The sequence below is a fragment of the Citrobacter sp. Ce104 genome (assembly GCF_030334595.1).
Lineage (GTDB): Bacteria > Pseudomonadota > Gammaproteobacteria > Enterobacterales > Enterobacteriaceae > Citrobacter > Citrobacter europaeus.
Window position 1 is genome coordinate 664,436 of sequence record NZ_JAOWDP010000068.1, and the last position, 18,483, is coordinate 682,918.

General features: G+C 52.2%; 15 protein-coding genes. 7 read left to right on the forward strand and 8 right to left on the reverse strand.

What is annotated here, in order from left to right:
* Positions 1-29: 29 nt before the first annotated feature.
* From OGW16_RS21600 to OGW16_RS21620, 5 genes are all read right to left on the reverse strand, one after another.
* The gene (locus OGW16_RS21600; RefSeq protein ID WP_043016987.1) at positions 30-1,589 is read right to left on the reverse strand and encodes a cyclic di-GMP phosphodiesterase; all 1,560 of its coding nucleotides are present in this window, start codon (positions 1,587-1,589) and stop codon (positions 30-32) included.
* Between the two features lie 172 nt (positions 1,590-1,761).
* Entirely contained in the window at positions 1,762-2,331 is a 570-nt protein-coding gene (gene mepS / locus OGW16_RS21605) for a bifunctional murein DD-endopeptidase/murein LD-carboxypeptidase (RefSeq protein WP_003027474.1), read from the reverse strand.
* A 413-nt stretch (positions 2,332-2,744) separates the two neighbouring features.
* Entirely contained in the window at positions 2,745-3,464 is a 720-nt protein-coding gene (locus tag OGW16_RS21610) for a phosphatase PAP2 family protein (protein ID WP_087052512.1), read from the reverse strand.
* 28 nt (positions 3,465-3,492) lie between these two features.
* Positions 3,493-4,485, reverse strand: a complete 993-nt coding sequence (locus tag OGW16_RS21615; protein ID WP_286518818.1) for a CobW family GTP-binding protein — start codon at positions 4,483-4,485, stop codon at positions 3,493-3,495.
* 119 nt (positions 4,486-4,604) lie between these two features.
* Complete coding sequence (locus OGW16_RS21620) at positions 4,605-6,071, reverse strand: mannitol dehydrogenase family protein (protein ID WP_047409917.1); 1,467 nt, start codon at positions 6,069-6,071, stop codon at positions 4,605-4,607.
* 202 nt (positions 6,072-6,273) lie between these two features.
* Between OGW16_RS21620 and uxuA the strand changes: the two genes are divergently transcribed.
* A complete protein-coding gene (gene uxuA / locus OGW16_RS21625; protein WP_043016983.1) occupies positions 6,274-7,464 on the forward strand; it encodes a mannonate dehydratase in 1,191 nt (396 codons plus the stop codon).
* Between the two features lie 42 nt (positions 7,465-7,506).
* On the opposite strand, the gene pdxR is transcribed toward uxuA, so the two are convergent.
* The gene (gene pdxR, locus OGW16_RS21630) at positions 7,507-8,982 is read right to left on the reverse strand and encodes a MocR-like pyridoxine biosynthesis transcription factor PdxR (RefSeq protein WP_172863191.1); all 1,476 of its coding nucleotides are present in this window, start codon (positions 8,980-8,982) and stop codon (positions 7,507-7,509) included.
* A 165-nt stretch (positions 8,983-9,147) separates the two neighbouring features.
* Here pdxR and torC point away from each other — a divergent pair, with 165 nt between their 5' ends.
* From torC to torD, 3 genes are read left to right on the forward strand one after another with little or no spacing between them, the layout of a single operon-like run.
* Positions 9,148-10,287, forward strand: a complete 1,140-nt coding sequence (torC, locus tag OGW16_RS21635) for a pentaheme c-type cytochrome TorC (protein WP_286518823.1) — start codon at positions 9,148-9,150, stop codon at positions 10,285-10,287.
* Positions 10,288-10,290: 3 nt separating this feature from the next.
* Positions 10,291-12,789: a trimethylamine-N-oxide reductase TorA gene (torA, locus tag OGW16_RS21640; protein WP_286518825.1), complete on the forward strand. Its 2,499-nt coding sequence runs from the start codon at positions 10,291-10,293 to the stop codon at positions 12,787-12,789.
* On the forward strand, positions 12,779-13,411 hold the full coding sequence (torD, locus tag OGW16_RS21645; protein WP_286518827.1) for a molecular chaperone TorD: 633 nt from the start codon (positions 12,779-12,781) through the stop codon (positions 13,409-13,411). The genes torA and torD overlap by 11 nt, the downstream gene beginning before the upstream one ends.
* 462 nt (positions 13,412-13,873) lie before the next feature.
* Here the strand turns inward: torD and yeiP are convergent, their stop codons facing one another.
* Positions 13,874-14,446, reverse strand: a complete 573-nt coding sequence (yeiP, locus tag OGW16_RS21650) for an elongation factor P-like protein YeiP (RefSeq protein WP_005129255.1) — start codon at positions 14,444-14,446, stop codon at positions 13,874-13,876.
* A gap of 157 nt (positions 14,447-14,603) precedes the next feature.
* Between yeiP and OGW16_RS21655 the strand changes: the two genes are divergently transcribed.
* On the forward strand, positions 14,604-14,858 hold the full coding sequence (locus OGW16_RS21655; RefSeq protein WP_016153739.1) for a YkgJ family cysteine cluster protein: 255 nt from the start codon (positions 14,604-14,606) through the stop codon (positions 14,856-14,858).
* Here OGW16_RS21655 and setB read toward each other — a convergent pair.
* On the reverse strand, positions 14,855-16,036 hold the full coding sequence (gene setB / locus OGW16_RS21660) for a sugar efflux transporter SetB (RefSeq protein ID WP_043016978.1): 1,182 nt from the start codon (positions 16,034-16,036) through the stop codon (positions 14,855-14,857). The genes OGW16_RS21655 and setB overlap by 4 nt on opposite strands.
* A gap of 368 nt (positions 16,037-16,404) precedes the next feature.
* Between setB and fruB the strand changes: the two genes are divergently transcribed.
* Positions 16,405-17,535, forward strand: a complete 1,131-nt coding sequence (gene fruB / locus OGW16_RS21665) for a fused PTS fructose transporter subunit IIA/HPr protein (protein WP_043016976.1) — start codon at positions 16,405-16,407, stop codon at positions 17,533-17,535.
* Positions 17,535-18,473, forward strand: coding sequence for a 1-phosphofructokinase (fruK, locus tag OGW16_RS21670; protein WP_003834544.1), 939 nt, complete (start codon positions 17,535-17,537; stop codon positions 18,471-18,473). Before fruB ends, fruK begins: the two co-directional genes overlap by 1 nt.
* Positions 18,474-18,483: the final 10 nt, after the last annotated feature.

Below are 18,483 nucleotides of genomic sequence, written 5' to 3' on the forward strand. Positions count from 1 at the left end.
AGTGAGAGTTTATGATTCGCATACTGCGATCACCACGTCGGCTTATTGGGCTGTGCCATCCAACGCACGAAATCAGCAAGCTTTAATGGTCGGCTAATCCAGTATCCCTGGAAAAAATGCACCCCACGATCGCGCAGCCAACGGGCTTGCTCAGGCGTTTCAACCCCTTCAGCAACCGTCAGCATATTAAGACGCTTAGAGAGTGTCAACACAGCGTCCAGAACCGGAGAGGTCAGGGTCTCTGTTCCGATGGCGTTAATAAAGCCGCGATCGATTTTCAGATAGTCAACGGTAAAGCGTTCCAGATAAATCAGTGCGCTATGACCGGTGCCAAAATCGTCAATGGCAATTTCAAAACCTGCTGAATGAAGCCATTCAAATAGCTTCGTGGCCTCGTGTTGATTGAGCATATCCCGTTCGGTGATTTCCAGCACCATCTGGAAATGGTTTGCGGGAAGCGAAGCCTGCAGGCGATGAATGTCGTCTTTAAACGTTTCGCCGTGCAGATGCGTTGGCGCGATGTTGATCCCCAATTTTGCGCCAGCGGGTAAGACTTTTTGCAGCATCGGCGCGTCCTGCGCAATCAACTTAAAGAGATGCTGGGTCAGCGGGACAATCATTTTCTGTGATTCGGCGTAGTGAATGAAGGCATCCGGCGGGATTTCACCCGTTGTCGGATGATTCCAGCGTAATAACACCTCGGCACCTTTCACCTCGAGCGTTTGCACCTCTACAACGGGCTGGTACACCACATAAAATTGGTTATGTTTGATAGCGTTGAGGATATCTTTGCCCGGGCGTAAACGGATGGTGTAGATGTAATACCAGAGAAGAAGAGCGGCAATAATCCCCGCCATACACCCCAACATAATCGAATACCAGACGTCGGTGTAGGTCCACTCATCGGCATATAAACGAATCTGTAGCGGGATACCTTCCAGACTCGCCTGCCGCCAGCGAGATTTAGGCAGGGCGGAGACATCAATAATCCGTGATGAAAATGTCGAAATTGCGTTATCACCGACGACGATGGCAATGCCGTCAAAATCATCCTGTCGGGCGGTATAAAGCAGGTAAGGAGCCAGATTAATATTCAGTGAGGTAAACACGCCGCTGTCAGTAAACGATGGGTTGCGGTGCCAAATCATTATCGCCGGCTTGTTCGGCATCATGGGCGTGCCGGGGAGTAATTCCACGTCAATAGTTCTACTGATATCAAGACTTGGAACCAGATCTAAAATCGGGGTGAACATTGAACCCGTTGCGGAGGAGCAGAAAGCAATGCCGTTTTTGACCAGTAAAAATGCGCGGACGTTGAGGCTAAAGGCCGCGCTGGAGGTCAGTTTAGCGCCGACTTGTTGGCAACTGTTGGCGACAAGTGGCTGAAGGGCATCAGTGGTGGTTTGGAGATCGGCAAAGTAGCTACTGACATAATTCTGGATATCGGTAAGGAGCGTGTCGTACTTAACGTCTCGTTTATGCCAGGTCACGAAAAATTGCAGGGTACTCACAAGGAGCGCGACGATAAGCCCCGTTAACATACAGGAAAGCAGGATTTTCCGACCGGATGAAGAGGAGCGTCTGAACATAGTTCCTTATGTTTACCTGAGTTAAGCGCTTATTCTGTATGAATATAACCTGAAATGACTCACCTTGTGAGATTTTTCTTAGTCACGAGGCGAAGCCAAAAAAAAGCACCGCCGAAGCAGTGCTTTTCAATATGTCTCATCAGGATAGCCAAGGGATAGCTGCCAAACGAAATTAACTGCGGCTCAGGACCCGGCGAGCTTCGTTGTAACGTTTTTTCCAGTAAGGTTCGTTCATGCTGGAAATGATAACGCCACTGCTGGTCGAGGCATGTACGAACTGGTTGTTGCCGATATAAATACCGACGTGACGGCCGGTGGAACCAGCACGGAACAGAACCAGATCGCCTGTGCGCAGGTTAGTGCGCGAAACGGATTTACCCGTTTCCTGTTGTTCGTAGGTTGAGCGAGGAAGCTCTAAACCAAATTGCTCACGGAACGTACGTTGTACGAAGCTTGAACAATCAATACCTTTTTTGGTGCTGCCGCCAAGGCGGTAACGCACGCCTTTCCAGTCAGCATACTGGTCCATAATACGTGATTTAACATCGATATTACGCACCATATTTTCAAATTCATCCTGAGAGGCTTGCAGTGAAGAGTTATCTCCATTGCCCACAGCATGCGTCTCAGAATGCATATTCCTGGCGGTGTTCGTTGTGCTACATGCAGAAAGCAGAACCGCAACTGCTATCGCGGGTATGCCCCGCAAGATATATCTCAAAATCGGTTGAGATTTGACCATTTTGTTTGTTTTCCCTTGAAGTCCTTAACGATAAATATCGTTATAAAAAATGCCAAACGTGACGAGACTAATTACCCTCGCACGATGAGACAATTCTTTAAGGTCAAATCTGTGGCAGAACGCACAAATTTATTCATAAAGAGAATAATTATCCCGCGAGGCAAAACGAGTTCGAGATTACCCGATCGTTCCGGTCATTGCGAGTGATTTTACGTGATTTTTTATAAGAAAAATTGATACAGAAAGTGAATAATCGGTATTGTATAAATTAAGAACAATTGGGGTAAAAAAGACGCAACTTACTCATTTTTAACGTGAATAAGATGACAGGAGAATGACAGCCACAATGATGAAATATCAGTAAGCATCATCAGGGAATCAGAAGTATCCCTGATGATGTTAATTACTCTGCGTTATTTGTTTAAAAATTGTTTGTTTTTGCCCGGCAGGTAATTCGCAAACAGAGTCACTAATCGGTCGCTTAAAGGCGTCATTAGCCACCAGGGCAGACCAATCAGGACGACCGTCATGGAACCGATCACGATATCGGTGAGCCAGTGAGCACCAATCATTACGCGCGGGAAGGCAAAAACCACAGCAATAATAAGGCCGATTATTCCGGCGGTTTTTCCGAAATAACGCAGCATAAATGCGGAAAAAATAAGCAGCATCATACCGTGATCGCCGGGGAAACTGTCTCTGGACGCATCTTTGGTCGGAATATGCAGCAGTTCGCTGACGCGGTAAATATTATCCAGCATCAGAGTGGGGCTGGCGCGTTTAACCGGAATAAGCGCCTGACCTAACTGATTTAATACCACTGCGGTGAGCAGCATAACCAGACCAATAGCGACAATGCGTCGGCGACCTTCCGACGTTTCTTTCAGCCAAAAATGCAGCATCAATGCGCCCATTGCCAGCAATGAGCAGCCATCAAATGCCCGGTTATTGGTAATAGCAACAATCCATAAGAATAGTGGGCTTTCCACCAGCTTCTGATTAAAGAAGCGGAAAACGCCCGTATCTATTGAAGACCAGATCCCATGCCCGGCAGGAAGATACCAGGAAAGAAACAGCGCCAGGCCCGCGATATTAAGCAGGAGGATAAGAGGGTATCGGGTTTTCATCGTCATTTACCATTGCTATAAAACGAAGGCAACCTTACGCGCTGGCGTCTAAACGAAGTCTCAACAATGCGCTCTGTAACGCATTCCAGTCGGTCTCGGTCTCGGTATCGGAGATGAGTTCAATACGACTATCCGGCGGCGCGACGTTTTGCGTCTCAATGTGCCAGTCGTCTCCCTGGCGGTTAATGCGCACCAGTCCCTCTTTTATACGCATTACACCTTTCACGCGCCCAACAGGAGCAAGACGCGACCACTCCAGCAGACCGATGGTATCGAATACCGTATCGGCGTCAAAAATCCAGCCGCAGGCCTGATGGCCCTGACCGCTGTTCAGGCTGCGCCGCCAGCGCTGCTGCGCCGGAAGACTCAACGCCGCCAGCCCCTTTTTGTCGGCATGACGATGATTATGCTCCGCGCTTGTCGGAAGCTCCGCAAGGTTGAGTCGGGGTAAATCCAGTAGCTGCCCGTCAATTTTCCCATGGTCGGCATGAACCAACTGGCGATTGCCGCCGTAGTGTTGCCACCAGCTTTGCAGGGCATTTTCGCTTTCCATCGTGGCCCGGTCGGCTTTGTTGGCAACAATGATATCTGCGGCGGCCAGCTGATCGCGGAAATTGTCATTGGCGACGCTTTTCTCATCCAGCAACAGGCGGGGGTCAAGGATACAGAGAGTTGCGCGCAAGTCGATCCACGGCTCGTAAACCGGTGCAGTGAGTAAATCCAGAATCTGTTTGGGATGTCCGAGGCCGGTGGGTTCAATCAGCAGACGGTCGGGTTTTCCCTGACGCAGCAGCGTATTAAGGCCTACCTGCATTGGCAGACCGTTAACGCAGCACATACAGCCGCCGGGGATCTCTTTTAGCAGTGCGCCGCTGTCGGCCAGCAGTGCGCCATCGATGCCTACTTCGCCAAACTCATTGACCAGCACGGCCCACTTCTCTGCGGGATCTTTGTTCGCCAATAGATGAAGAATAGAGGTGGTTTTGCCACTGCCAAGAAAACCAGTGATGAGATTGGTTTTAGTCACATTTACTCCAGAATCATAAATTACCGTAATGGCATTTAACAATCCTGGCGAAAAACGGGGGAAAAGAGAAGGGGTGGGAGGACGAAGACGTGCTTCGTCCTGCTTAATGGCAGAAATCGTTAATTTTTTAACGTTTCAATGACAGCCTGATGCGCGCCGTATTGGGCAATACGCTGCCAGGCCTGCTGAATGGCCGCGACAAACTGCGGATTCTGTACGAGATCGGCGGCGAAAATCTCATGCAGTGAAAGCAGGGCGCTGACGCGTTCTGATTCAGTGCTCTGTTTAACCAGAGCGGCAATTTTCTCACTTAACGGGTCACGAATATCAATCGCAGTGCCTGAATCATCCACGCCGCTCACGTAGCGCATCCAGCCTGCGACGCCGAGCGCCAGCAGCGGCCACTCGCTTTGACGTGCTAAATGTACGCGGATCCCTTCCAGCATGCGCTGGGGTAATTTCTGGCTACCATCCATCGCTATTTGCCAGGTTTTGTGTTTCAGCGCCGGGTTGGCAAAGCGTTCCAGCAGGCTTAAAGCATACTGGTCTAAATCCACATCGGTAATTTGCAGCGTGGGGGCCTGTTCATTGAGCATCAGCCGGTAAGCGGCTTCACGAAATGCGCTGTCCTGCATACAGTCGCTGATGTGCTGGAATCCGGCCAGATAGCCGAGATAAGCAAGGAACGAATGGCTACCGTTCAGCATCCGCAGTTTCATTTGCTCCCACGGCAACACGTTTTCGACCATCTGGACACCCGCGGTTTCCCATTGCGGACGACCACACACAAAGTTGTCTTCAATCACCCATTGGATAAACGGTTCGCAACTGATTGCGCAAGGATCGGCAACACCCAGCTCGTGGGCGATTTCAGCCAGCGACTCTTCGGTGGCGGCGGGAACAATCCTGTCTACCATGGTACCCGGAAAACTGACATGCTCCTGGATCCAGTGCGCCAGCTCAGGTGAGCGTTTTTCCGCCATTCCCAGTACGGCATTTTTTACCACATGACCATTGTCCGGGATGTTATCGCAGGAGAGGACGGTAAATGGTTGCAGCCCGCGTTCACGTCGGCGGTGCAGCGCTTCTACAATGATTCCGGGCGCGGAGTGCGGTTCAGCCGGCGTCTGCATATCGTGAATAATTCGCGGATTAGAGAGATCCAACGATCCCGTCGCCGGATCGATACAGTAGCCTTTTTCGGTGATAGTTAACGAGACAATCGCCACCTGAGGCTCGCAGAATTTTTCAATAATGGCCGCCAGCGAATCCAGTGTGGCGTTCAGACACTCGTTAACGGCGCCGATGACGATGGGCTGATTGCCGTTTGCTCCTTTTTCTAACACGGTAAATAAATGGTCCTGTTCGCGAAGCTGACGCATCAGCCGATCGCCGCTGAACAGGCTGATCTCGCAAATTCCCCAGTCTCCACCCTGCGCGTTCAGCACCCTGTCGGTTAATAACGCCTGATGGGCGCGATGAAAAGCACCGAAACCAAAATGCACAATCCGCGTTTTTAATTGCTGGCGGTCGTACTGCGGCATCATGACATTTTCCGCCAGTGGCGCTGAGGCAATAGTTTTCATTTAATACACCTGATTAACCATTAATTAACAATGGCAGTATAAAGTTATATGACAGCAAATTGAATTGGTGTGCCTCATTTATCAGGGGAATGTGAGCTGGATCAATCAATGACCGGCCATCTGTTGATCATCCATGGGATGCCTGTATGGTAGTCATCATTCAGGTAGTTTAATTTGGTATAACAACTTGTGAGGTGAAGCAATGGAACAAACCTGGCGTTGGTACGGACCTAACGATCCGGTATCGCTTGATGATGTGCGTCAGGCTGGCGCAACGGGTGTTGTGACTGCCTTGCACCATATTCCTAACGGTGAAGTGTGGCCGGTAGAAGAGATTCAACAGCGTCAGGCCATTCTGGCTGAAAAAGGGCTGACCTGGTCGGTGGTGGAAAGTATTCCTGTTCACGAAGATATCAAAACGCGTTCAGGCCAGTACCAAACATGGATTGCCAACTATCAGCAGAGTATCCGTAATCTGGCGACCTGCGGCATTGATACTGTGTGCTATAACTTCATGCCGATCCTCGACTGGACGCGTACTGACCTGGAATATCAGTTGCCAGACGGCTCCAAAGCGCTACGTTTTGACCAGATTGCTTTTGCGGCCTTCGAACTGCATATTTTGCAACGCCCGGGAGCTGAAGCGGATTACACCGCAGAAGAACAACGTCAGGCGCTGGACTACTTCAATGCCATGAGCGATGCCGCAATTGAAAAGCTGACCCGCAATATCATTGCCGGACTGCCCGGCGCGGAAGAGGGCTATACGCTGGATCAATTCCGTGCGCGCCTCGCTGAATATGACGGCATCAGTAAAGACGATCTGCGCGATAATATGGCGGTATTCCTGCGGGCGATCGTGCCAGTGGCAGAAGAAGTGGGCGTGCGCCTGGCTGTGCATCCTGACGATCCGCCGCGTCCGATCCTTGGCCTGCCGCGCATTGTTTCGACTATCGAAGATATGCAGTGGCTGAAAGAAACCGTCGACAGCATCAATAATGGTTTCACCATGTGCACCGGCTCTTACGGCGTGCGTGCTGATAACGATCTGGTGAAAATGATCGAAACCTTTGGCGATCGAATCCACTTCACGCATCTGCGCTCCACCTGCCGTGAAGATAACCCGAAAACCTTCCACGAAGGTGCGCACCTGCAAGGCGATGTGGATATGGTATCGGTGGTCGCTGCCATCCTGAGTGAAGAACAGCGGCGTAAAAAGGCGGGTGATTTGCGTCCTATCCCGATGCGTCCGGATCACGGACACCAGATGCTTGACGATCTGCACAAGAAAACCAACCCCGGCTACTCCGCAATTGGTCGTCTGAAAGGGCTGGCGGAAGTTCGCGGCGTAGAGCTGGCGCTGAAACAAACTCAGTTCCGCGATCTGCTGTAAGACTTACCACAGGGATTGCGCCACCGGCGCGATCCCTGTTATTCAGCAAGGCTGCGTCAGCGCCTGCTCCAGTACCGACAGTACCCTATTAATCTGCTGTATCTGCAACCCGCCAAAGCCAAAAAACATCACCACGTCGCTGTTCTCCTTACCCCATGCGGTTTCTGATCCATTTTCTATATCCGCCAGAGTGTCAAACCGGATCCCAGCCTGCAGGCAGCGTTGTTGCAGCCTGGCTATCGTATCGGGGTGTCTTTCAACGCGTAACGAGAGATGCAGACCCGCCGTTGCGCCAGCGATTTTCCCTGTGGGAAACAGCGCGGAAAGGCCATCGCGTAACTGGTTGAGGCGCGCCGCATAGCTGCTGGCCAGCTTGCTGATATGCGTATAAAACACCTGGTTTTGCATTAATTCGGCTAAAAATTGCTGCAACAACCACTGACTGCCGTTGTTATTGAGCGCTTTCATATTCTGTACCGCCGGGAGCAATTCATCAGGGCAAATGAGGTAGCCAAGACGCGCCCCCGGTCCCAGCGTTTTAGAAAATGTCCCCATGTAGATAACCCGGTTGTGATAATCCATGGCTTTCAGCGCAGGAAGGTGATTCTCGCCATAGGTAAAAACAGCGTCGTAGTCGTCTTCTATGATATAAGCGCCGACGCGCTGTGCCCACGTTAATAATGCCTGACGGCGCTCCAGCGAAAGTACGCTCCCCATCGGATACTGGTGGGCCGGCGTCACATAGCAAAGCTGAGTTTCATATTCAGGTAAATTATCTGTTTGCAGTCCGTGGTTATCTACGGCAATTGACGTAATGTTTGCGCCGTAATAATTAAACAGATGCCATGCGCCAGAATAACAAGGAGATTCGGTCACAACGTGGCATTTTTTTTGCTGGCTGACGGCATGATGAATAATAAATATCTGACTCAACAGCGACAATCCTTCCTGGATCCCGTTGGTAATAATGATGTTCTCTGCCCGGGTATTAATGCCACGAGATAAATTAAGGTATCTGACCAGTTGTTCACGCAGTGAAAATAATCCGTTTGGTGAATGATACCTGGTAAGCAATTGTTCTTTAAGTACGCTTGGCGCGTTATTCCATTTTCGCCAACTGGCCCAGGGAAAAGCATTGGGATCGGGGACGCCCATCCGGCAGTAACACTCCCGCCCAGGCTCTGCGTAAACATCGGTAGAGACCCCGGCTGCTTTGGGTGTTACTGGCGGAGAGCCCTGGGACATGGGAACATGCGCAGGCGGGATACGAACAGGCGTGGTGAATATCACCTCATAGCCAATGCCGTGTCGGCTCTTAATTAACCCAGCCGCCATAAGCTTATCATAGGCCATCACGACCGTTATTTTGGCTACATTCAATACCTGAGCCTGCTCGCGAATAGAAGGGAGTTTATCTCCACGCAACAAATCTCCCTGCTGAATAGCCTGTAAATAAAATTGAAATATCTGCAACTGTAGCGGAGTACGGCTTTCTCTATTGAGAGTCAGTGTGAGCATGAGAAAATCCTTATTTATAGATGGTCACTATATTACGAATTTCTGCTCTTTACTATTTGACGAATATCATAGAGTGATTGCTGTTCCTATACTCTGCCTGCGCTGTCTCTATTTTTGATTTTTATTATCCCTTAGCGTGTCGCTATTAAAAAAATGGAGGCTAGCATGTCGTGGATAAGAAAAAATGCACTGTGGTGCGCATTCGTCGGAGCGGTAGTCATGGCCCTGGCGATTTGGGGAGCGTGGCAAGGCGTTCATTACACCAGTACTACCGGGTTTTGTTTATCGTGTCACTCGATGCGCACGGCTGGAGAGGAATATAAAACCAGCGTGCATTTTCGCAATGCTTCTGGCGTGCGTGCGGAGTGTAAGGATTGTCATATTCCGCCGGGCATCGTGCCAACGTTGGTTCGTAAAACGCAAGCCTTAAACGATCTCTACCACACCTTTATTTCTCCTTCGATCGATACCCCCGAAAAATTTGCCGCAAAACGGGCGGAGCTGGCCCAGCGGGAATGGGCGCGCATGAGCGCGAATAATTCAGCGGCGTGTAAATCCTGCCACAGCTATGAGGCGATGGATCACGGCAAACAATCGGCAAATGCGGCGGCACAAATGACCGCGGCGGCGGCAAAAGACAGCAACTGCATTGATTGCCACAAAGGAATTGCCCATCACAAACCCGATATGAGCAGCGGTTTTCGCGATCGCTTTAAGCAGCTACAGCGTCAGGATGCGTCGTCATCGCAGGCGAGCACGCTGTTCTCGTTAAGTGAAAAAGCACTGACGGCAACGGCAGGAAGCCCCGCAGGCAAAGCGCTGTTATTTCCCGCCACCGAGGTCAAGGTGCTGCAAAAAGAAGGCAGTAACGTGCAGGTCGAAATCACGGGCTGGCGTGAAACCAAAGGACGCGGGCGGGTGATCACCCAGTATATGGGTAAGCGCGTGTTTTCCGCCGTTCTTGATGACTCCCTGATGGCTAACGTAAAAGTGCTACAAACCCAGGTCGATCCTGACTCACATCAGGCCTGGCAGCAGGTGAGCGTCACCGCCTGGACCTCCGGGCAGGATCTTATCAGCACGCTTGAGCCCATCTGGGAATACTCAGATCAAATGCTGCAATCCACCTGTAGTGCCTGCCATAGCACTCCTCCTCCCACCCGTTATACCGCTAACGGCTGGATCGCCGGATTGAAAGCGATGTCGACCTATTACCGTCTTAACCCGGTGGAGGAGCGTACGTTGCTGAAATACCTCCAGACCCACGCCAGCGATGTGTCTCAACCCATTAAAAAGTCAGGATAATGTATGGACATTCATGACTTTAATCCGTCTCGCCGCCGTTTTCTGAGCGGTATGCTGGCAGTGGGCGCTGCCAGCGCCCTGGCGCCCAATCCGTTGATATCAAAAGTGTGGGCGGCGGGAGAAAACCCCGAACAGTGGATCCAGTCCGGCTCGCATTATGGCGCTTTTGAAGCCAAAGTGGTCAACGGCGAGTGGACAGAGACCCGCCCATTCAAACATGACAAATATCCCTGCGATATGCTGAACGCGGTGCGGGAAGTGGTCTACAACCCTTCGCGGGTACGCTACCCGATGGTACGTCTGGACTGGCTGCGTAAGCATGAGAAATCGGATCGCAACCAGCGCGGAGATAACCGTTTTGTGCGGGTAAGCTGGGATCGGGCGCTGGATCTGTTTTACGAAGAGCTGGAGCGGGTGCAAAAAACCTATGGCTCATCAGGCGTATTTACCGGGCTCGCCGACTGGCAAATGGTGGGCAAATACCATAAAGCGGGCGGGGCGATGGACCGGGCACTGGGCTTGCATGGCAGCTATGTGACGACCGTTGGTGACTACTCTGCGGCAGCGGCGCAGGTCATTTTGCCGCATGTCATCGGTTCGCTGGAAGTTTATGAGCAACAAACGTCACTGCCGCTGGTTATCGAGAACAGTAATACCATTGTGCTGTGGGGATGCGATCCGATCAAGAATCTGCAGATCGAGTTTTTGGTTCCCGATCACGATGCGTTTGGCTACTGGCAGCAAATTAAAGAGGCGGTAGCGCTGGGGAAGATGCGTGTTATCAGCGTTGATCCGGTACGCAGCAAATCGCAAAACTATCTTGGCTGTGAACAACTGGCGTTGCGACCGCAAACGGATGTCGCGTTAATGCTGGCGCTGGCGCATACCCTGTACGAAGAAAAACTGCACGACACGGCGTTTATTACCGATTACACCGTCGGCTTTGAACAGTTTTTGCCGTACCTGCTGGGTGAGAGCGATAAACAGCCGAAAAACGCCGAATGGGCGGCGGAAATCTGCGGTCTGACGGCCGGGCAGATCCGTGACTTTGCCCGCCTGCTGGTCAAAGGCCGGACACAGTTTATGGGCGGCTGGTGCGTACAGCGCATGCACCATGGTGAGCAGTATCCGTGGATGCTGGTGGTGCTGGCCAGCATGGTTGGACAAATTGGCTTGCCAGGCGGCGGCGTAGGGTTTGGCTGGCACTATAACGGCGGGGGGACGGTGACATCCGCCGGTCCCGTACTTTCTGGGTTGGGGAGTATTGCTAATCCTCCACCGGCGAAATATAAAGCGGATTTTCGCGGCGCGTCTGATCATATCCCCACCTCGCGCATCGTGGACTGTCTGCTTGAGCCGGGCAAAAAAATTGCCTTCAACGGCGCAACGTTAACCTGGCCTGACATCAAAATGGCGATCTACAGCGCAGCCAATCCGTTCCATGCGCAGCAGGACAGAAACCGCATGATCGACGCGTGGAAGAAGCTGGAAACCGTGGTGGTGTTGGATCATCAATGGACCGCGTCGTGCCGTTTTGCCGATATCGTCCTGCCCGTTACCACTCGCTTTGAACGTAACGATATTGAGCAGTTCGGTACGCATTCGAATAAAGGGCTGATGGCGCTGCATCAAATAGTCAAACCGCAATATGAAGCGCGGCATGATTTCGACGTATTTGCCGGGCTGTGTAAGCGCTTTGACAAGGAGGCTGTGTACCGTGAGAACCGGGATGAAATGCAGTGGATACAGGCGCTTTATGACGAAGGAGTGAAGATGGGCGCATCACTCAGCGTCTCCTTACCGGACTTTACAACGTTCTGGCAGGGGGAAGGATATATTGAATATCCGCCAGGGCAGCCGTGGGTGCGTCACGGTGAGTTTCGCGACCAGCCGGACCTTAATCCGCTGGGAACGCCGTCAGGTCTGATTGAAATCTACAGTAAAACCATCGCGGGCTTCGCCTACGAGGACTGTCCTGGGCATCCGGTGTGGATGGAGCCATTTGAGCGTAGCCATGGCGACAAAACAGATAAATTCCCGCTGCATCTGCAATCCTGCCATCCGGATAAACGTCTGCATTCCCAGTTGTGCTCAAGCGAGGCGTTTCGCAATACCTATGCGGTTGCCGGGAGAGAGCCGCTTTATATCAGCGAACAGGATGCCACCGCGCGTGGCTTGAAAGCCGGTGATATTGCCCGCGTCTTTAACGCGCGTGGCCAGGTGCTGGCAGGCGTGGTTGTCAGTCCGGATTTTCCACCCGGCGTGGTCCGCATTCATGAAGGGGCGTGGTACTCCCCGCAGGAAGGAGGAAAAGCCGGGACGTTATGCACCTATGGCGATCCGAATGTGCTGAGCGCGGATATCGGTACTTCACAGCTGGCGCAGGGCCCTTCAGCGCATACCGTGCTGGTGGAGGTCGAGCGTTATCAGCAGAAAGCCCCGCAGGTAACGGCATTCGGTGGTCCGCAGACAGTGAAAGAGGAGGGGACAAGTGCAGCATAATCAAATTCATCAGCAACGGACGGCGATCTATCAGTGGTTTTCACAGTTGCTATTTCGTGAGCTGGACGAAAAACAGCTCGCCAGCCTGGAAAATGGTGATAACCGGGCGTGGATTGCCTCACTGGCGGCAATTCCCGGATTGTCTGTCGAGGTTAAACATTTTGTGCGTAGCCTGGAGTGGGTTCTGCGGCGTGACTCCCGGCAGTTGGAGCTGGCGGCAGATTTTGCCTCGCTGTTTATGCTGTCTCCGCCTGCCAGTGTTTCTCCCTATGCAGGGCACTATCCACATACGACAGCTGCGGCAGAACGTCGGCAAATGAATGTGCTGTTGGTTGAGCAGGGGCTGGCGGCGCGGGAAAATGAATCCTCCGATCATATTGCTGTACAGCTGGCATTGATGGCGAGGATGGTTGCTAAAGAGGAGAAGCTCTCCACGCAATATTACTTTTTGCATCATCATATTATGTGCTGGGCGTCGTTGCTGCGCGATAGCTGCCTGGCGCGTGATGAAGAGGGGTTTTATCCTCAGGCGGTTAACCTGGTCGTGCGTTTTATGCGCGAGGATGAACAGTATCTGGAATCACTGCTGATGGATGATTTTTATCTCAGCAGCCAGCGCTGAATATGACAAAGGGACAACCTGTGCTGGCGGAGGTAAAGAACAGGCTATCTCGGAGAAAGAGTTCCGTTCACCTCATGCTCATCGCTTCAACGCTCTGACTTCCAGTTAACACTTTTTTGCTGTTTAAACAAAAAACGCAGATGGTCAGGTATGGGTTGGTCCGGCTGAAAATTGCCGACGTGTTTTCGTAAGTCCGGGAGAACCCGCTGGGATGCGGGTTCAGGGCGCGCTTTGCAGGGATGCTACCTCGCGCCCGGCCCGGTAGCCTGAAGAAATAAGCGGAGGGGACCACGAAGTGGCAATTTTCCCGCCGGGAGCCGGGATTGTTAAGGGTACGGCGATAGTACCCTTAACACGTTCACAGGCAGTATTGTTTCAGATAAGTGATATCACTAAAGTGAACGGAACATTTTGCCAAAGACAACATGTCATTATCTTTGGTTCACCTGTAACGACAGGAGATTAATCTGCACGGCCCATATAGCGACGTTCTTCGATATGAATACGGATTTTTTCACCCGCGCTCAGATACTCAGGAACCTGGATCACCAGACCGGTGCTCAGGGTTGCTGGCTTGTTGCGCGCACTCGCTGAAGCACCTTTAATACCCGGTGAGGTTTCAACGATTTCCAGGTCTACGGTCTGCGGCAGTTCAAGCGCCAGTAGTTGGCCATCCCAGGTCAGGACCTGCATGTCCGGCATCCCGCCTTCCGGGATGAACAGCAGCTCTTCTTCAATCTGGTCTTTGGTGAAGGTATACGGGGTATAGTCTTCTTTATCCATAAAGACATATTCGTTGCCATCGACGTAGGAAAAATCAACGCCACGACGGCTCAGGGTGACGGTATCGACGATATCGTCGCCTTTGAAGCGCTCTTCAACTTTCAGACCGGTACGGACATCAGAAAAGCGCATTTTGTACAGCGTGGCTGCACCACGTGCGGACGGTGATTGAATATCGATATCTTTTACAATCAGCAGCTTGCCGTTGTAGTTCAGTACCATACCTTTTTTAATTTCGTTCGCTCTTGGCATCGAAAAAATCCTGTAGTGAGGAGTGTCTAAAATATCGCGTAAAACTACTCGCGCCGGGGCATTCAGGCAAGCGGAATTCATGCTTTTGCTGGTGCAAAAAAGGTGGTACTGTGCGCTTCCCACACAATCCGATGGTTTACGATAAAGAGAGTACTGTATGGAATGCCGTCCGGATTGTGGTGCATGCTGCACCGCGCCTTCAATCTCCAGTCCCATCCCCGGTATGCCTGATGGCAAACCCGCTAATACGCCATGCGTTCAGTTGGATGAATCCCTGCGCTGTAAAATTTTTGCATCACCGCTGCGGCCAAAAGTGTGCGCCGGTTTACAGCCCAGTGCGGAAATGTGCGGACAGACGACGCACCAGGCCATGGTTTATCTTATTGAGCTTGAAGCGCTGACCGCGCCTTAAACGTCCTTGATGCGCGCCAGGCACACGACGGTGGCGACGATCATCACCAGCGCAAACCAGAACACTGCGTGATAGTTCCAGATTTCAGCGGCAATCCCCGCCAGCGATCCGGCAATAATCCAGCCTACGCGAATGGTATTCGTGTAGAGAGTCGTGGCTGAACCTGCCTGTCCCGGCATTAGATCCTGAAAATAGAGCATGCCAATCCCGCCGAGGATGCCGATGTAAATCGCGTTCAGCAGCTGTAAGCCGAGCAATATCGCCGGAGAGTGAGCCAACAGCATGCCGGCATAAAAGAAGAATCCGGCGACGACGGCAATCCTCATCAACAGGCGTTTGCCCAGACGCTTAGCGAAGTAGCCGGCAATCAACATGGTTGGGATTTCCAGCCCTGCGGCGGTTCCCATCATGATGCCCGCCAGCTTTTCCGGCAGATGCAGTTCGTTGATGATAAACAACGGCATATTGATGATATAGAGACTGTTCGTGCCCCACATTAATGTGCAAATAACAAATAGCAAAAGCGTGTCGCGTCGATTGCGGCGCGGGGCCTCTACCGCGCCCGTCGCGAGAGGCACGTTTTTACTCATTGAGGGTAAGAACAGCCAGACCATTATGCCGCAAACAATAAACGCCACTGCCGCACTGAGATACATGACCGTAAAGCTGAAACCCATGGCCAGCGCGTAGGCCAGCGGTGGGCCAATCACCCAGGCCAGCGAAACCTGCGCACGTAATATTGAGCTGAACATGACGGCTTCCCGACCCGTACGGTCGGCGTGTTCGCGGGCGAGAGCAAACATTTGCGGGTTGGCAGTCGATCCAAAGCTGCTGAGGAATACCCCGATAAACAGCAGAATAAAATAGTTACGGTTCCAGGCGAACAGCACGCAGGCCAGCATCCCCAGCACGCAGCAAAACACAATCAGGTTTTTGCGATCGCCTTTTTTATCCGAGCGTCCGGCCAGAAACTGACTCACCAAAATGCCGATCACGGCGCTGCCGGTAAAAAAGAAACCGACCATGCCGGGACGGGCATGGACTTCATCCGTCAGAAAAAGGCTAAGCGTTGGCGTCTGCAACGCACCGGCGATACCCGTCAGAAATGCGACAAGCAGGAACGCCGAAGACGTTAAATCAAACGCCTTGGGTGTGGCGGCTACGGGGGTGTTATGCATGTTTTGATATCAATGATGTGAAGAGACGCGGAGTTTACGCTGCTTGTCAGAAAATAAACAGGGAGCCAAATCAAAATCGGCATCAAAAATCAAAATAGCATTTCAGTCAGAGAATGCCGTTTGCTGACGCTGCTGAATCTGACATGCTGACGCCGATTTTTCGTCAGCATTTTTTTCTCCGACGCAGAGAAAATGTGCGTTATCTCTAAATTCAGCAAGTAATTTGTCAACTTTACTTGTGTGCTGAAGAAAAAAGAGCAAGACTTCTTGAAACGTTTCAGCGTCATCTCGCCATAACTGATGGAGTCAGGTGACGCCTTTTTTCTCATGTTAGCTGAATCGTTTCAAATCAGCGGGAGAGGAGAACCATGTTCCAGTTATCTGTTCAGGATATTCACCCGGGCGAACAGGCCGGGAATAAAGAAGAGGCTATTCGCCAGGTTGCCGCTGCCTTAGTACAGGCGGGTAACGTGGCGGAAGGCTACGTCGATGGCATGCTGGCGCGTGAACAACAGACGTCCACGTTCCTCGGCAACGGTATTGCTATTCCTCACGGTACGACGGACACGCGCGATCGGGTGCTGAAAACCGGCGTGCAGGTGTTCCAGTTTCCGCAAGGCGTGACCTGGGGCGAAGGTCAGGTTGCTTATGTGGCGATCGGCATTGCCGCCAGTTCCGATGAGCACCTCGGTTTACTGCGTCAACTGACGCACGTGCTGAGCGATGACTCCGTCGCTGAACAGCTGAAATCTGCGACCACGGCGGAAGAGTTGCGCGCGTTGCTGATGGGCGAAAAGCAAAGCGAACAGCTGAAGCTTGATAACGAAACGCTGTCGCTGGATGTCGTGGCTAATTCGCTGGTAACGTTGCAGGCGCTCAACGCGGCGCGACTGAAAGAAGTTGGTGCGGTTGACGCCACCTTTGTGGCCAGAGCAATCAATGAACTGCCGATGAATCTCGGTCAGGGTATCTGGCTGAATGACTGTGCTGAAGGCAATGTACGCAGCGCCGTTGCGGTTAGCCGCGCAGCAACAGCATTCGATGTACAAGGTGAAGCTGCAGCCCTGCTGGTGACCGTCGCTATGAATGACGATCAACCGGTTGCGGTGCTGAAGCGCCTTGGCGATCTGCTGCTGAATAACAAAGCTGACCGTTTGTTGAAAGCCGATGCGGCCACGGTGTTAGCGCTGCTGACCAGCGATGACGCCTTAACTGATGATGTACTGAGCGCCGAATTTATTGTGCGCAACGAGCATGGATTACACGCCCGTCCGGGCACCATGCTGGTGAATACGATTAAACAATTTAACAGTGAAATTACCGTGACAAATCTTGATGGAACCGGCAAACCGGCGAATGGACGCAGTCTGATGAAAGTTGTGGCATTGGGCGTGAAGAAAGGACATCACCTGCGCTTTACCGCCCAGGGCGAAGATGCTGAACAGGCGCTGAAAGCGATTGGCGAAGCCATTGCGGCAGGTCTTGGGGAGGGCGCGTAATGAGCAGACGTGTTGCTACTATCACCCTTAACCCGGCCTACGACCTGGTGGGTTTCTGTCCGGAAATTGAACGCGGTGAAGTGAACCTGGTAAAAACTACCGGTCTGCATGCGGCAGGGAAAGGGATTAACGTCGCTAAAGTTCTGAAAGATTTAGGTATTGATGTCACTGTGGGCGGTTTCCTGGGGAAAGACAACCAGGATGGTTTTCAGCAGTTGTTCAGCGAGCTGGGCATTGCCAACCGTTTTCAGGTTGTACAAGGGCGTACCCGTATCAACGTCAAGCTGACCGAAAAAGACGGCGAAGTGTCCGATTTTAATTTCTCCGGTTTTGAAGTTACCCCGGCTGACTGGGAACGCTTTGTGAATGACTCACTGAGCTGGCTGGGTCAGTTCGACATGGTGTGTGTCAGCGGCAGTTTGCCGACCGGCGTTAGCCCGGAAGCATTCACCGACTGGATGACGCGCCTGCGCAGTCAGTGTCCTTGCATTATCTTTGATAGTAGCCGTGAAGCGCTGGTGGCGGGTCTGAAAGCGGCACCGTGGCTGGTGAAACCAAACCGTCGTGAGCTGGAAATCTGGGCAGGTCGCAAGCTGCCGGAAATGAAAGATGTGATCGAAGCGGCGCATGCGCTGCGCGAGCAGGGTATTGCTCACGTGGTGATTTCGCTCGGTGCGGAAGGTGCGCTGTGGGTTAACGCTTCGGGTGAGTGGATTGCTAAACCGCCGTCAGTTGAGGTGGTAAGCACCGTAGGCGCAGGTGATTCAATGGTTGGCGGTCTGATTTACGGCCTGCTGATGCGTGAGTCCAGCGAACATACCCTGCGTCTGGCGACGGCTGTTGCCGCCCTGGCGGTAAGCCAAAGCAATGTGGGCATTACCGATCGTCCTCAGTTGGCCGCAATGATGGCGCGTGTCGACTTAAAACCGTTTAACTGACAGCAGGAGA